Source organism: Pantoea sp. Cy-640 (assembly GCF_011752635.1).
GTDB lineage: Bacteria > Pseudomonadota > Gammaproteobacteria > Enterobacterales > Enterobacteriaceae > Pantoea > Pantoea dispersa.
Window position 1 is genome coordinate 72,646 of sequence record NZ_VWXB01000009.1, and the last position, 15,573, is coordinate 88,218.

The window sequence follows — 15,573 nt, forward strand, 5'->3', positions numbered from 1 at the left end:
ACATTAAAATGTTATGACATCTTTTAGCAAATCATTAAGTTTTGGTGAATCTATTACCGCCCAACGTAAAAAAGCAGAATATTCTTGCTCTGGATTCATCATATGCTTCATATGTTCAATTGCTAACTCTTTATCTTTGGGCAGAGTCTGCTCATCTAAATAAGTGTTAAGGTACGTCAGAAATATATTATATTGAGAGAATACTTTTTTTCTTAAAGTTAGTACTGTGATTTCTTTATTTCCTGTATTGCTCTCATTGAAAACTCTTCTAATTAACTCGGTGGTTTTTATTGTTTTATTGTCAGTGGCCATCGCCTCTATTGTAACATTTCCTGAAAACGGGGTTGTAGGAAACACGTGTTTTATCAGGCGACAAACATTAATTCTATTGTCGGTGCAGTCTAATAGTTCATTATAAAAATGCCTTTTGAAATTATTACATCGTGCACATGCAAAGAATAAATTGTTCCAAGAATATTTCAAATCATCATTTTTTTCCTCATGAGCAATGAAATGCTCCACGTTTAAACTTAGCAACCCTTTTGTCTCACATATGTAACATTTACCATAAAAATCCTCTTCTAATGCAGCTATTACATCCGGCTCACTATAGCTTTTCCTAAGCGCTAGGCTTGCTGGTGCCTTTTCTCTTCTCCTAACTTCAAACATTTGAGTTATCCTTGTTCAGCATTATTTCACTTTCTGCTTTCAGTAAAAAATTAAGTGACTCACTATCCATTTTATCCTTGAAAGGCAAGAGCTCAGAGGTTAAGCTTTTAATTAGACTCTCATTTGCGGAGTAATCATTAATAAGGTTGCTTAGATTTTTAATCTTCTTCTCAAAGGTAGTGGATACAGGTGGAATACCTAAAAGTCCCTCAACTATAAACTCATACGAAATCATAGTGAGTTGTTCATATTGAGACAATTTACTAAGATCATATATTACGACATTTTCCTCTGAAGTAATGACAAATGGTGAATGAGTCGTAACTATAAATTGCAATCCAGGAAAGTTTTTAGTAAGAAAAGGTAGTATTTTCCTCTGCAAAGAAATATGCAAATGAGCATCAATTTCATCAATTATAACAACGCCAGTTAGATCTTTAGGTGAAAGCTTTCCTAGTTCAGCCTTCATTATCAGATCTGCAAGTATATCCATAATAGCAGAGTACCCTGACGATAGATTTTGAAAATTATATTTTGGTTTACCCTCTTGAACTAAATAAAATTTGAAAGTCGTGGATTCGAATTCAAGTGAAAAACTATCATCTTCAAGCAAGTAACGAAGATTGTCTTCAAATTCATTAAACCACTCTTGTATAGTAGTCGCTAATGATTCATTTTTATCTTCGGTAATAGCAAATGATCGTATAGTCTTTAAATTAACTAAATGTTGCTCCAAATGAGCACCATCATTTGTATTTTGAAAGTTTCCTTGAGTTGACTTATATATTGACTGGTTGCTACCAGTGCTCTCTGTTATTTCTGATTTTCTTACCGCCGGGAAAAATTGCAGTACTGCTTTTTTATCTTCGAGATCAGATGAAAAGACATCCTCCTCAGGAATAATAATCTTCAACCCGTCATTTGCTTTATTTAATTTTTCATCATAATAATTTATTTGTTGTAATGTTTGGGAATGTTCCTGTGAGCCTTTAGTTAATCCTTCCAGTCTCTCTTTCCAGAAACCATGTTGAATTATGTTTTCTTTTTGTGTGGAGTAATTTTTTTCAAGATAAAGAAACTTCATCTTTTCATATAAACTCGTTATAAGCGACGTTTTACCACATCCATTTCCGCCTATAATAACTAAGTTTTTTTTACCAATATCTATATCGATTATCTTGTTTGTGTTTGGAACTTTACCACTTAATCTTTCGATGTTCGACATATTAACCTCAAGAAATTTCTGGTCCATGTGAATTATTAAGTTCATCTAATTTAACGTTGAATATTTTACTAAATCAAACTAAATTTATTGACTTCATATAATAGGGTTTATATGAAGCTGGGATCCGCCTTAGGATCCGGGTATGATAGGGATCCGGCCTTTACGGGCTCAGGGCGAATAAAAATGCGGCAGCGCTGCGTGAAATCTGCAGGAGTAATCCCTTGCTTTTTTCTCAGAATTCACGTAGCGACGCCAGGCGGATAATCGGCGGAAACATGACACATACGGCACTCCTGCCGGGCCTGACCGGCCCGGAGGACGGCGACATCACCGGGCGGCTGCGCGAGTTCGTCAGCGATCGGGAAGCCTTCTCGGACAACACGTGGCAGCAGCTGCTCAGCGTGATGCGCATTGCCGGCCGCTGGGCGGCAGATCACGGCCGGGCGCTGCTGCCGATGGCGCCGGCCGATCTGCGAGATTACCTGCTGTGGCTGCAGGCGTCCGGGCGCGCCTCCTCCACTATCAGCACGCACGCCGCGCTCATTTCTATGTTACACCGTAACGCCGGGCTGATGCCGCCCAACGCCTCGCCGCTGGTGTTTCGCGCGGTCAAGAAGATTAACCGTACCGCCGTTATCGCCGGTGAGCGCGCCGGGCAGGCCATTCCCTTCCGCCTGCATAATCTGCTCGTTCTTGACGCATGCTGGTCAGTTTCCGATCGCCTGCAGCAGCGGCGCGACCTGGCGTTTCTGCATGTGGCTTACGCCACCCTGCTGCGTATCAGCGAGCTGGGCCGCCTGCGGGTGCGTGACATCTCGCGCGCGGCGGACGGCCGGGTTATTCTGGACGTGGCGTGGACCAAAACCATTGTGATGACCGGGGGGCTTATCAAAGCCCTGGGCGACCTCTCCTCGCAGCGCCTTACGGAATGGCTTACGCTTTCCGGGCTGGCCGATGAGCCCGACGCTTTCATCTTTGGTCCCGTTCACCGCGCGAACCGGGCGATCGTCGCCGCGGATAAGCCGCTTTCCGCCCGGGCGCTGGAGGATATTTTTGCCCGCGCCTGGCAGGAAGCCGGCGATGCCGGCACTGTGCGGCCGAATAAAAACCGCTACCGCGCCTGGTCCGGTCACAGCGCCCGGGTCGGCGCCGCCATCGACATGGCCACGAAGAAATACAGTACCGCGCAAATCATGCAGGAAGGAACCTGGAAAAAGCCGGAAACGGTGATGCGCTATATCCGCCACGTTGACGCGCACGCGGGGGCAATGATCGATCTGATGAAGCAGCACGTCTGATCCACGGCACCGGATGCCGCAGTGACAGCTGATGAGCCTGACAATACAGTCAGGGTGCATTTCCTCATTAACATCCTGAGCGGCCGGGATGGCCCTGATAATGGCAATGGGGGCGGTGGCGACAGAGCTGATTTTCGCCCGTCACCGTGTCAATGCCGGCTTCCTGCACTGCTCCATAAGGCCCGGGTGCCCCGCTGATTTTTCCCGTGAGAGCGGTCCTGGCTTTCGATTCGTATCACTCTTGCCTTTTTTATGAAACTCCGTTTCACCACATCCATGAATTCGGTGAACACTTCCCTGCCGGCGTGCAGCCCCGGCATGCGCTGAGTCCACTGTCTTCACAGGTTACCTGATCGAGGCAGTATTTCCGGTTATGGCTGAGCCGTTATCCGAACAGTTTTTATGTTTTATCAGATGGTTAAGTTGAGTTAAAAAGTAAGTGGTGTCGGTGGATCCTTTCCGATAAAAATAGATTCCGCCTTCTTCAGAATTCACGACAATGCCTTACTACTCCCCAGAGAACAGCCATCTCGCGCAGCGTTCCGGACGCTTTGTTCGTCGTATGTTCATGATGCGACAGTTAGGCACCACCCTATGTTTTTTCCCGATTCTTTCTGTATTAATGGAAATGGAGCATGGCCTGACGTTTACCATCCTGCTGTCAGTGAACGCTTTTATCTGGCCATGGCTGGCCTATCGCCGCGCGCTGCGCGCCAAAGATGCCACCACTACGGAAAAGCAGAACCTGACTCTTGACGCTGCGTTTGGTGGCATCTGGGTAGCCCTGATGGCGCTGAGCCCTTTCCCCTCGTTTACCATAATGGCGGTGCTGGCATCCGATCGATACGCCGCCGGCGGTTCAGCGCAACTCATCGCCTCTGTGTGGGCATTTGTGTGTGCTTCTGGAGTGGTGTGGCTGATGAATGGTCTGGAGCTGAATATGACATTCAGTATGCGTACTGTCTGGCTGAGCATTCCGTTGTCGACATGCTACTTACTGGCGCTAAGCGTCACTTCGTACAATCTTACCTGGCGGTTGCGTCAGCGTAACCGCGAGCTGGAGCGTATCGCGTTAATGGATCCCGGGCTGGAAATTCCAAACAGGCGCATGTTCGAACGCTGCCTTGAGAAAGCATTTCTCAGTTCGCGCCGCGGCGATAGCTCCGGATACCTGATGCTGCTGGATATTGATAATTTCAAGGCAGTTAACGATAACTGGGGCCATGAAGCAGGAGACTTCCTGTTAGCTGAGATCTCCGCCGTTGTGCGGCAGCACGCGGGCATGCAGGACACGCCGGCACGCTTTGGCGGAGATGAACTGGGCGTCATTTTGTATCATGCCTGCAACGAATCTGCAGTGGCGATGGCCAGAATCTTACAGGAAAAAATCCTGCAGATACGTTTACCCGCTTCGGATGATTTTCGTTGTACGGTAAGCATTGGCATCGCTTCAGCCACTGAGGCTGAAACCATAAACCAGTGGTTTCACAATGCGGATGAGGCTCTGTATGAAGTAAAACGGGCCGGGCGCAATGGCGTGCGCTTATGGCAGCCAGCCTGGCAGTTGACATATTTTTATACCGGGAATGAAGTCGCTTCACGGAACCATGCGCGTACGGTGGCAGGGTAATAGCGCTTTTAATACCATATCCGGTTAAAATGTGTAGCGGGTCGATTCAGAAAAACTCAGTTCTGCAGTGCTCTTTTAATCATTATGGTTTTTATTGCCAGCAATATGCTGCACAGCTGACTTAACCACCCCGCGCTGCACCTCAGCCCTCCCTCCCCTGATATCAGGCACGACAGCCGCAGCTTTCCTTGACGTATCATCAGCAACGACTACTATGGAGAAATACTCTAACAAGACATGCGTTTTGTGACCCCATTCAATCCGCGCGTAAGCGCGGTTCTTTTTTCATCAGGCAGAGAGTCGTTCGTCTTCAATGTCAGTGATCAGCCTGCGGTATGGTATAAAACGCTAAGCCCGTAATGCCGGCCTGTTTACCTTCAGGTTTTGTATCTCTCCAGCCCGCGGCAGACGGCCTGAAGTATTGTGCTGCGGCGTCAATCAATGCCGTCGGTAAGAAAATTAAAGGCAGATTTGATCACCCCTTTGCAATAACTGGCGTTACAGAATTCCTCGCCAAGGGCTGTATGAGGAACAGTAGCGGCCTCATGTGTCATCAATACATACTCAGCACCATTTAGCGACAGCACGGGGGTCAGCCGCTTTGGAATGGGGCTTCCGTTAAGACGCTCTAATGGCATAAGCGGAATAACCAGTCGGCGATTGATGCGACCAATGATATCACTGGTTATATCCACCATCAGGGGAAAGTCAGGATTTTTACCTTTAGTTCTGTAAACTACATACTGCATCCGTCAGAAATTCCTGTAGTTATCTGAAAAGCATCCTGTTTCTTGACCGATACGGTTCAGCGTATTGATCCCTTCGGCATTTTCTTCCTGCCAGCGTGAGGCAGCATAACGACGTAACTCTTCATCAATAGCCATGGACAGGGTGCGTGAAAGATTCATCCCCGCATCGCGCGCTTTGTTAAGTAACTCTTTATCAATAGATAAGTTCACGTTCTGGCGAGTAGCTGCTTTGGCAATCATAAACTATCCCTTTCTGGTCGTGAGCAATTATGGTATGCGCAAATGTACGCGCATGAATATTTTACTTTAGCGCGTGTGAATTTGCGCGTGTTTTAAGTATTACTTGATCAAACACGCAGCTGGCTCATTTCGGCCTTTCCCCAGAGCTAAGGCCGCCCCAGGGCTGTGTAAAGTGCGTCTCTGCGCCCCCCCTAATGCCGGATCAGGAGGCGCTTTAGGTGGCTCTTGGGCGGAAAAAGTACTGACGACAGACCAGAAGCGCGAAGTCGTGGTGTTGATGTGTGATGCGACCGGTCTGTCGTAACGTCGTGCCTGCAGACTCACAGGTTTGTCCCTATCGACCTGCCTCTATGACGCTCAGCGTCCGGCGGCTGATGCCCATTTATCAGGGCGCATTACTGAACTGGTACTGGAGCGCAGGCGTTTTGGCTACCGCCGCATATGGCAGTTACTGCACTGTGAAGGGCTTCTGGTTAATCACAAGCGCGTGTACCGCCTTTATCATCTGAACGGGCTGGGCGTTAAATGCAGGCGTCGTCGTAAAGGGCTTGCAACAGAACGTCTGCCGCTGCACCGCCCGGCGGTGCCAACATGACCTGGTCGATGGATTTCGTCATGGATGCGCTGGCTACTGGTCGCAGGATCAAGTGTCTTACCTGCGTCGATGACTTCACAAAGGAATGCCTGACGGTCACCGTTGCCTTTGGGATTTCAGGCGTGCAGGTCACGCGTATTCTGGACAGCATTGCGCTGTTTCGCGGCTATCCGGCTACGATAAGAACCGATCAGGGCCCGGAGTTTACCTGCCTCGCGCTCGATCAGTGGGCCTTTGAGCATGGAGTGGAGCTGCGACTTATAAGCCGACACAGAACGGATTTTTTGAGAGTTTAACGGACGCTTTCGCGATGAATGCCTGAATGAACACTAGTTCAGCGACGTCAGTCATGCCAGGAAAACCAGCAGCGAATGGCGTCAGGATTATAACGAATGTCGCGTGCACTCCACGCTGAATTATCAGACGCCGTCTGAATTTGCAGCGAGCTGGAGAAAGGGTAATTCTGAGAGTGAATGATCCGACATTACCTACTGAGTTTTGTATTTAATCTTGGGGGCAGGTCAAGGGATAACGCTTACCGCTCATGGGCACCTCTCTTTAAGCCATCTTAAATGACCCTGAGATGTCTGTTAAACCTGTGGCAATTCACCGTGAAAGCTACTCTAGCTTGTAAGGTTACTAAGTCCAACGTCTGCTGTTCGCTCACAGCGGACCTTCAGGTCAGTAAGCTTGTCCAGTTGGTGCCAGTAGCAGACGTTAGCAGTAGCGCCTTTTTGATCTCTTCCCTGCCAATGATCTGCATGGTGAAACATTGATCTCTTTTTGCTTTCGTTTATAGTTAAGCCCCTGTTCTGACAAGATCAGGCTTCGCTGTCAGCGCACTTTCACAAGATTTCGCTGGCATAATTCAGTCCTGAAGGCACCTTTTGCCATAAGGGAGAATTTAAAAACCATGCGTCTTACGCCACCCTGAGTCGTAACCCTCCCCTGTCGCACTGAGTAACCCCAGTCGCGCACTCAAAAACATCCCGTCTGCGGATGTGCTGTTTCGTATCTGAAATTTTTCCCCTCACGGGCTGACTGTATTCAAAATCTGAGAAATTACTATGCTGCTGTCCTCGACGCGTAAGGACTGGCTGGGCAACGTCCGTAGTGACGTGCTCGCCGGTATTGTCGTCGCGCTCGCGCTCATTCCTGAAGCGATCGCGTTTTCCATCATTGCCGGAGTTGACCCGCAGGTCGGTCTCTACTCGGCGTTCTGTATTCCCGTGGTGATGGCCATTTTGGCGGACGCCCCGCCATGATTTCATCCGCGACCGGCGCCATGGCGCTGCTGATGATAACCCTGGTGAAAGACCACGGCCTTCAGTATCTGCTTGCTGCCTCCGTGCTGACCGGGGTCATCCAGCTGATAGCCGGCTACCTGAAGCTCGGCAGTCTGATGCGCTACGTGTCGCGCTCGATCGTAACGGGCTTCGTCAACGCGCTGGCCATTCTGATTTTCATGGCGCAGCTTCCGGAGCTGACCAACGTGACCTGGCACGTGTATGCGCTCACCGCCGCCGGTCTGGCAATCATTTACCTTTTTCCGTACCTCAATAAAACCATTCCCTCTCCGCTGGTCTGCATCGTGGTGCTGACCGCCATCTCCATGTGGCTGCACCTGGACGTGCGCACCGTGGGCGACATGGGCAAACTGCCTGACAGCCTGCCGGTATTCCTCATTCCGGCCATTCCGCTGAACCTGGATACGTTGATGATTATCCTGCCTTATTCTTCCGGCCTTGCCGTGGTGGGACTGCTGGAATCCATGATGACCGCCACTATTGTGGACGACATGACTGATACGCCGAGCGATAGAAACCGCGAGTGCAAGGCGCAGGGTATCGCCAACGTCTGCACGGCGTTTATCGGCGGCATGGCGGGCTGCGCCATGATTGGTCAGTCGGTGATTAGCGTAAAGTCCGGCGGGCGCGGGCGGCTCTCCACCCTGACTGCCGGACTGGTGCTGCTCTGCCTGATTATCTTCCTCCGTGACCAGGTATCGCAGATCCCGATGGCGGCGCTGGTCGCGGTCATGATCATGGTCTCCATCGGCACCTTCTCCTGGCGCTCCATTACCGACCTGCGCCGCCATCCGCTGTCGACCAGCGTGGTCATGCTGGCCACCGTGGTTGTGGTGGTGGCAACCGACAATCTGGCCTTCGGCGTGCTGACCGGGGTGCTGATTGCCTCGCTGAATTTTGCCACCAAGGTAGCTCGCTTTATGACGGTCAAATCGTCACTGGAGGGCGATACCCGGACCTATACCGTGACCGGTCAGATCTTTTTTGCCTCCGCCGATCGCTTTATGACCCATTTTGACTTCAGGGAAGCGGCAGAGCGCGTGGTCATTGACGTCACGCACGCTCACTTCTGGGACATTACCTCCGTGAGCGCGCTGGATAAGGTGGTGATTAAGTTCCGCCGGGAAGGCGCTGAGGTGGAAATACTGGGCATGAACGACGCCACCCGCACCCTCGTTGACCGCTTCGGCGTGCATGACAAGCCGGAAGAAGCGGAAAAACTGATGGGCGGTCACTAACTGACAGGAGATTCAGCTATGAACAATACCGTTGTGGCCTGCGTAGACGGTTCGCCGTCAACCGGACCGGTCTGTGACTACGCGGCGTGGGCCGCCGCCGGCCTTTCCACGCCGCTGGCCCTGCTGCACGTGCTGGAAAAAGACGGTCATCCTGCCGTCTCTGACCTGAGCGGGAGCATTGGCATCGACAGCAAAGAGCTGCTGACCGAAGAGCTTGTGCGCGTGGAGGGTGAGCGCAGCAGCCTGCTCATGGCACAGGGTAAAGCTATTCTGGCTGGTTGCGCGGAGCGGATGTTCAGTGCGGGAGTTCCGGAAGTGCGCCAGCTACAGATGCACGGAGCGCTGGATGAAATTCTTGCCGGGCTGGATGACGTGAGGCTGATGGTACTCGGCCGGCGCGGCACGGCACATACCGTGGGCGGCCATCTGGAAAGCATCATCCGCCTGCAGAAAGAGCCAGTACTGGTCGTGCGGGAAACATTCAGAGTGCCATCCCGGGTGCTCTTCGCCCGGGGCAGTAGCGAGGCCAGCCGCAGAAACCGGCCCGGCTATTCGTGAACCCGCTGCTTCGGGGCCTGACCAGCCACGTTATGATGGTGAATGGCGATGATGCTTCACTCCGCGATGCGCAGCATATCCTGCAGGCGGCCGGCATTAATGCAGAGTCCCGGATAATTCAGGATGAATCCGTCCCGCGCGGGCTGTGCCGTTACGCGGAGGAGAAAGACATGGACCTGATCGTGATGGGGGCCTGGGGACACTCCCGGCTGCGCCGGTTCTTTATCGGCAGCCACACCACGGCGATGCTGACTGAAAACTGTCATCCCCTGCTGATGATGCGATAATCATCTGCCTTCATCATCGTTTTTTCTCCATTTCCTTTAAATCCCGCTATCCATACCCCTGTGCTCCTGCTCTGTTGTGTTTTCCCGCCAGCCATCCGGAACCGGAACGTTCAGCGGGCGCGATCGCCGTCGCGGCTCAGCCCCGGGAGGGCGGCCTGCGCCAGCATCCTGTCGAGGTGCGCGTCAAGCCGCTCCAGCCGGACGCCGGCATCCCCGACGTGCGTAATTCCCGGGCTGCCCGCGTCCCCCCTGAACCGCCGGCGCGGATATGTCCCTGGCACAAGGCCGCCGCCGTCGCTGAGGGTGCAGATGACCCGCCCGCCGCCGGTGACGATCTCGCGCCGCACCTGCGCTGCCTGCCACGTGCCCCCGACGGTCCGGGTTTCCCTGAGCCAGAGTTCGCGCAGCCGGAACACGCCCCGCGTGAGGGCGGCAATGTCGTCCATCGTGTGCCTGTCGATCAGGTTCACTGCAATCCGCCTTATTATTTCATCTTTAATAATTAACAGCGTGGGTGGAACCATCCGTGATAGTTCCCTTTCATACAGAAAAGTCCGGACGCATACCACAGGTGATATTACCACTCTGCAATTACCGTACACTCATACCGAAGTGATCCGGGTTTTTCCTTATATGGCAGTAACCGGAAGCGTAGCACGCGCCGATGGCGGGGAACAGCGTCGTTTCTGCGGCCGGGGCCGCCCGGCCCGCCCCGTATGTTGTGCCATTAGCAGCTGAATCAGCCACTATATGTAGTGGTTGGCGCTGAAAGCCGCCACCGGGGAGGAAAGATCCGCTTCTGTACTTTTCCGGAACTGACTGGATGCGGAGACAGGGCGGCAGGCGGAGCCGAATGAATTTTGACGTGTTTCAGGCCAGTTAGAGTATTTTACTTAATAGTGATGCATAATCGCAAAAATGAATCATATTTATGATATTGATTTTTTTTATTGCATTTAATGCTTTCTGGTGAAATGATGAGCTCATCGCTTTTCAGGAACTGAATCATGTCTGACAGCATCAAATCAAAAAAAATACTGCCGCTTCTGCTTCCGCCATCCACTATCACGGTCCGCAACGTCCCGCACCAGGTTGACGCGGCCATCACCGAGCAGGCGAAGCTGGCGGGTAAATCCAAGAGCGACTACGTGCAGGAATTTCTGACGGCGCACTTCAACGACCTGATCGGGAACTTTATCCGAACCAGTGAGCTGGTTGCGCTGATGGATCGGGAGATGGCGCGAATGGCCGGGACAGAGCTGAGTGATAATCTGTACGATCTCGCAATGACTCAGGCCGGGCACCGGGAATTCTGTCGTATTCTCGGAATAAAGGATGAAGAAGACCTGCAGCGCATGATGCTATTTGGCATGCCTTTGCTTGAGGTACGTGTGAAGCAGCTGAAGGGCGTTAAGTACCTGGCGAGGGGGAATTCGCTCTATGCAGCGATGCTGGCCAGTGCGGTATCGCGCGACGCGGATACCGCGATGGCGCTGCACCGTTCACTTTTCAGCCTGATGCCCGACGAGTCTTTTCAGGCGATGGCCGATGAACTGCGCAGGGCCATGCGGATGAAGCCTTTTGACTGGCCGGTTTTCTGAGGGCGCAGAACGAGAAAAGCCACCCCGAGGGATGGCTTTTCCGGTACTAACTTAAACGCACGGGTCCGAAGAAGTCCGCGCCTTGATAATGCTTAATTTACCCAAATCTGACGAGAGCGTCAACCTTATATCTGTTCAGCGTCGCGGAGGGCGGCATGTACCTGGAAGACTACATTTCACCCGAACGTCTGAGAATTTACACGGACGTGCTCAAGCTGAAGCCCGAAGAGGCGCTTGGTGGCTACAATTGGAATAAAGCGCTCTCGGCGGCTATGCAGCCGCTCCTGCACTGCCTTGAGGTGACGCTGCGCAACGCCATTGACTATGCCATCCGCCATAATCCTCCGCCTGGCGCGGCTGGACTGTGGCGGACCGACGCTTACTGGATCTACGATCTGCCGCGCTTCATCGGGGATAAAACCTATATTCGGCAGGGCAAGCGGTTCAAAACGGACAGACAGGGAAATCCCCGCAGCTTGCCGGACGGCAGCCCGATGTATCACTTTACCGCCTGGGAGGAGGGCTGCGTGCGCAAAGTATCAAAACGCATCAGCGACGCCGGAAAGCCCCTGACGCCGGAGCGCGTGATCTCCGGGCTGGACTTCGGGTTCTGGACCAATCTGCTCACGGCAGAATACGAGGAGCCCAGAAACTCTTCTCTGCTGTGGCCCCACCTGACGCCGGACGTCTTCCCTGCGCGACCGGCGGGCATCCGCCGGCATCACCTTGAGAGTAAATTTACCCGTATCCGCGATCTGCGCAACCGTCTGGCTCATCATGAGGCCGTGTGGAAGTTTCAGGAACTGGATGCGAATGGCAAGCCCGACTATAGCCGTCCCGTTTATGGTCTGAACGCCTCACTGCACCTGCTACGCCGGGCATGGGAAGATGTGCTGGAAGCGCTTTACTGGATCAGCCCGACACGCCATGCAGCGTTTATTGCGGAAGGCCATCATTTGCGGTTTGAGACGCTGTCCACGCGTGAGGGACTGCAGTGCTATACGGAAAGAGACAAGGTTCCTCACTCTCTGAACGTCAGGCCCAGCCGCGAGGCACGAAAGCTTATCCGGTCGCTGCAGCAGGGGAAAACAATCCGGATAACGGACCGTAACCGCCTGCTGGCTGTGATAGGACCAGACTGGAATCGGATTGAAAACTGAAGCGTGTTACCGCCCTATACCTCTGACAAGTCAGGCAATTTCTTCCATAGCATCGTCATTCGCAGACGGAGGAGGGAATATCAGCGCATCGCACTCTCTGATGACATATTCAGGAATGAGATCAAACCGGGTGGGATCCAACTGACAGATAAATTCATTTTCAATATGGTAGGTCTCGTTCATGAATTTACGTATGACCGCATTTTCGAGTCCAGTCTGAAGCAGCCTGAATACCTGCAGTTTCTCGTAGCCACTCCGGCAGAGAGAATAGAGCGCACGAACACGATCCGGGTCCGTTAGCTGCACAAGAGTCGCTGCGTAATTAAATCCGGGTATACGTAAGGCAATTGCCTGGCAGCCATTAGCGACTTTCTCTGCGGCCATTTCAGGATATCCCACTCCCGGCTGAACGGGTTCACGGCTGTCAATGGGCGTTTCCCGGTGATGAAAGAGATTTGACAGCACCTGATAGGCATCACCGCGGTCGTCCATAATTTCATAATGCCGGCGAAGATAGATCAGCTTTATCACGTCTTCACTGTCAGAGTCAGTAACGGACTGGCAGATCTGAGCAAAGGTGCGGATATCGCTTTCGCCTATGAGCTGCTCGGTGATGCAGCCTGAGCTGTAGCGGAGGTGTGAAGCCGTAACCAGATTACTGAACAGCTTCCTGACGGACTTCAGCGTATCAATAATGGGTTCAACGTCGTGGGTCAGCATCAGTACCGTTTCGTTTTTCAGGCATTCACCGGCATTGCGGCGAAACAGCATCTCCAGAATGGCAAACTTTTTGTTTTTATCAAACGATGAAATCGGGTCGTCAAGAATGATCAGGTCCGGCTTCTTAGCCAGGCATTCGTACATGAAGAGGACGATGGCAAAGGCATTACGTTCACCATAGCTGAGATGCTGGCTGCCGCCGCTGACGTAGCCGTCAAAATCTTCGTGGCGCAGCTTAAGCCGGCATTTATCGCCTTCTCCCGTGATGTCCACCTGATAACGATAGCCAGCATAAGCCAGAAAGGTATTGATGTCGGTTTTATGCTTGAGGATCAGCTTCTGCATGCCCTGGCGCTGCTTGTTGATTTGTCCCTGCAGGCGCCCGGCCTGCGTCGTGAGGTCATCCAGGGAGGCATTAAGGATGGCCACGGTGCTGGCCGTTTTATCTGACTGCAGCTCAGGGAAAAACTTCACATCCAGGCGACAGGATTCCAGCGCCGCCTTAACGTTGGTGGACGCGCTGAACGTAAAGCCGTTAAGGGTTTTCAGGGTATTCAGCATTCCAATCAAGCTGTCTGTCTGTTTCTTCACCGTCACAAGATATTCTTCGTGCTGTTTTTCCAGGCCACTTTTCCGTGTGGTGATATCGGCAAGGCGGGCGCGGGCAGGTTCTGAAAAATATTCACCGAGTTTATCCAGCACGCCAATCAGGCCGATCAGGTTTTTAATGACGGCCTTATCATACTCTGTGCTGACGCGACCAATCTGCTCCGCCTTTTCGCGGGAGTCACCGGTGCAAAACGGACAGCAACCTTCAGCAAGCGCGGAGAATTTCTCATATCCCCGGGTCTGCCATTCAATCCACTCCACGCTGCTCTTACTCTGGATGTATGGCTTATACAGTTCCAGGCCTTCAGGAATGTGCTGAAGCTTGTTACCGGCAGACAGGCCTTTCATCCCTGTGGAGGTTTTTGCAATCCCGGTACTGCTCAGTTTAAACGCCGCGCTGAGCTCCCCCAGGTGCGTGATGAATTCCTCAAGCCCGGCGTTATCAGCAAACTGCTGCCGTATGGCCACGACCATGGCTTCAATTTCACGTTCTGTCTCGTGATACGCTTCGCTTTTGATGAAAATATCAAAACTGTTGCTTACGAGTTCGTCCGGCTGGAAAGTAAACTGATCGACATATTTTTCATTAAAGCACATGACGTTCTGCAGACCATCGGCGCCGATTACGCCTGGCCTGACTGCGTCAGGATTAGAACCACGATATCTGAACGGAAGCAGGTCACTCAGCCCCTGCTCATCCCCGTTGACTGTGCATTGAATCGCGCGGGAAATGGTGCTTTTTCCGGTGCCATTAGGCGCAAATTTAATATTTAATTTCTTCTCGGCCAGAGTGATATTTGCTTTATCGATGTTATTGCAGCTATTAATTTCAATTTCCATACCCAATCCTTTACGGCAAAGACGCTGAGCGGGCCATGTATGTTACAGGCCCGGATAATTAATTATGCTGAAGCCTGAATATATAAGCACCATTACATTTTCAGGTAAAGTCATTCAGCGTTTGCTGTAAGCAGCGCAGACGCGCACAAAGCCGTCTATCTGGTAATGCTCGGCGCATTAGCTGCGCTGACCCTTGTCGCCTGGCAGAGCAAGCGATCGCGTTTCTAGAGATGCCCACTGTCCGCCTCCAGCGGTTTTTTACGCCTTTCTTCCGCCGATAGGTAAAGCAACAGGACGAGCTTCCGCGCTGTGCCGCATAGGACATTACCGATATGATGGAAGCCACAATTCATTGATCATGAGGGAAAAAAATGACTGACCGGGTTATATTACAGCGTGATTTTTCTGAGCTTATAGACAGGCTGCACGAAAGCATCCTGAAATATGCCGCTGATCGGGCTGAGCACTATGAGTGTGACGTTTATCTGTGCGTGAACACCAAAGCTCACGGCGATCATATACTGGAGCGCATCTTTGAGAAAAGTGTGGTAAACAGACTTAAGTCAAATAAGATTATCGACGTATACGGGCGAAAAATGAGCCTGCATACAACCCTGACACTGAACAAAAGCTATATGACGGAAGGCGTATATTTATTATTCTTCCCCGGCCCTGACCTGCTGAAAGCCGTGGAATACCAGTCCAGTCTGAATCCCGCTTATGAAATTATCGTGTTCACCGAAGCTGACGGGTATACGGAGGCCACCGATCAGTGGATGTCTGAATATGACGTTCGCACGCTGCAAACCGCCAAAAAAGAGGAACAGCCCGGACGGTGACATTTAGC

General features: G+C 51.8%; 11 protein-coding genes and 3 pseudogenes. 8 read left to right on the plus strand and 6 right to left on the minus strand.

Annotation, left to right across the window (positions count from 1 at the left end; all coding sequences use genetic code 11):
- Positions 1 to 3: 3 nt before the first annotated feature.
- Both F3J36_RS19445 and F3J36_RS19450 read right to left on the minus strand, forming a co-directional pair.
- Positions 4 to 669, minus strand: a complete 666-nt coding sequence (locus F3J36_RS19445) for an HNH endonuclease (protein WP_166720316.1) — start codon at positions 667 to 669, stop codon at positions 4 to 6.
- Positions 662 to 1,894: an AAA family ATPase gene (locus tag F3J36_RS19450; RefSeq protein WP_166720317.1), complete on the minus strand. Its 1,233-nt coding sequence runs from the start codon at positions 1,892 to 1,894 to the stop codon at positions 662 to 664. Before F3J36_RS19450 ends, F3J36_RS19445 begins: the two co-directional genes overlap by 8 nt.
- A gap of 275 nt (positions 1,895 to 2,169) precedes the next feature.
- On the opposite strand from F3J36_RS19450, the gene F3J36_RS19455 reads away from it, so the two are divergent.
- Entirely contained in the window at positions 2,170 to 3,192 is a 1,023-nt protein-coding gene (locus F3J36_RS19455; protein WP_166720318.1) for a tyrosine-type recombinase/integrase, read from the plus strand.
- Positions 3,193 to 3,691: 499 nt separating this feature from the next.
- Complete coding sequence (locus tag F3J36_RS19460; protein WP_166720319.1) at positions 3,692 to 4,822, plus strand: diguanylate cyclase; 1,131 nt, start codon at positions 3,692 to 3,694, stop codon at positions 4,820 to 4,822.
- 434 nt (positions 4,823 to 5,256) lie between these two features.
- On the opposite strand, the gene F3J36_RS19465 is transcribed toward F3J36_RS19460, so the two are convergent.
- Entirely contained in the window at positions 5,257 to 5,571 is a 315-nt protein-coding gene (locus F3J36_RS19465) for a CcdB family protein (RefSeq protein ID WP_166720320.1), read from the minus strand.
- A gap of 3 nt (positions 5,572 to 5,574) precedes the next feature.
- Positions 5,575 to 5,811 carry a type II toxin-antitoxin system CcdA family antitoxin gene (locus F3J36_RS19470; protein ID WP_166720321.1) on the minus strand — a complete coding sequence of 79 codons (237 nt, stop codon included), beginning with the start codon at positions 5,809 to 5,811 and terminating at the stop codon, positions 5,575 to 5,577.
- 232 nt (positions 5,812 to 6,043) lie between these two features.
- On the opposite strand from F3J36_RS19470, the pseudogene F3J36_RS19475 reads away from it, so the two are divergent.
- The 3 pseudogenes from F3J36_RS19475 to F3J36_RS19485 all read left to right on the plus strand — a co-directional run.
- A pseudogene (locus F3J36_RS19475) lies at positions 6,044 to 6,883 on the plus strand (IS3 family transposase); the annotation flags it as partial.
- 590 nt (positions 6,884 to 7,473) lie between these two features.
- Positions 7,474 to 8,951, plus strand: a pseudogene (locus tag F3J36_RS19480) (SulP family inorganic anion transporter).
- Between the two features lie 18 nt (positions 8,952 to 8,969).
- Positions 8,970 to 9,796, plus strand: a pseudogene (locus F3J36_RS19485) (universal stress protein).
- 110 nt (positions 9,797 to 9,906) lie between these two features.
- Here F3J36_RS19485 and F3J36_RS19490 read toward each other — a convergent pair.
- Positions 9,907 to 10,320: a hypothetical protein gene (locus tag F3J36_RS19490; protein ID WP_247653211.1), complete on the minus strand. Its 414-nt coding sequence runs from the start codon at positions 10,318 to 10,320 to the stop codon at positions 9,907 to 9,909.
- Between the two features lie 483 nt (positions 10,321 to 10,803).
- Here F3J36_RS19490 and F3J36_RS19495 point away from each other — a divergent pair, with 483 nt between their 5' ends.
- Complete coding sequence (locus F3J36_RS19495) at positions 10,804 to 11,397, plus strand: hypothetical protein (protein WP_166720322.1); 594 nt, start codon at positions 10,804 to 10,806, stop codon at positions 11,395 to 11,397.
- A 155-nt stretch (positions 11,398 to 11,552) separates the two neighbouring features.
- Positions 11,553 to 12,557, plus strand: a complete 1,005-nt coding sequence (locus F3J36_RS19500) for an Abi family protein (protein WP_166720323.1) — start codon at positions 11,553 to 11,555, stop codon at positions 12,555 to 12,557.
- Positions 12,558 to 12,587: 30 nt separating this feature from the next.
- Here the strand turns inward: F3J36_RS19500 and F3J36_RS19505 are convergent, their stop codons facing one another.
- Complete coding sequence (locus tag F3J36_RS19505) at positions 12,588 to 14,726, minus strand: AAA family ATPase (protein ID WP_166720324.1); 2,139 nt, start codon at positions 14,724 to 14,726, stop codon at positions 12,588 to 12,590.
- A 371-nt stretch (positions 14,727 to 15,097) separates the two neighbouring features.
- Between F3J36_RS19505 and F3J36_RS19510 the strand changes: the two genes are divergently transcribed.
- Positions 15,098 to 15,565, plus strand: a complete 468-nt coding sequence (locus tag F3J36_RS19510) for a hypothetical protein (RefSeq protein WP_166720325.1) — start codon at positions 15,098 to 15,100, stop codon at positions 15,563 to 15,565.
- The last annotated feature ends 8 nt before the right edge of the window (positions 15,566 to 15,573 follow it).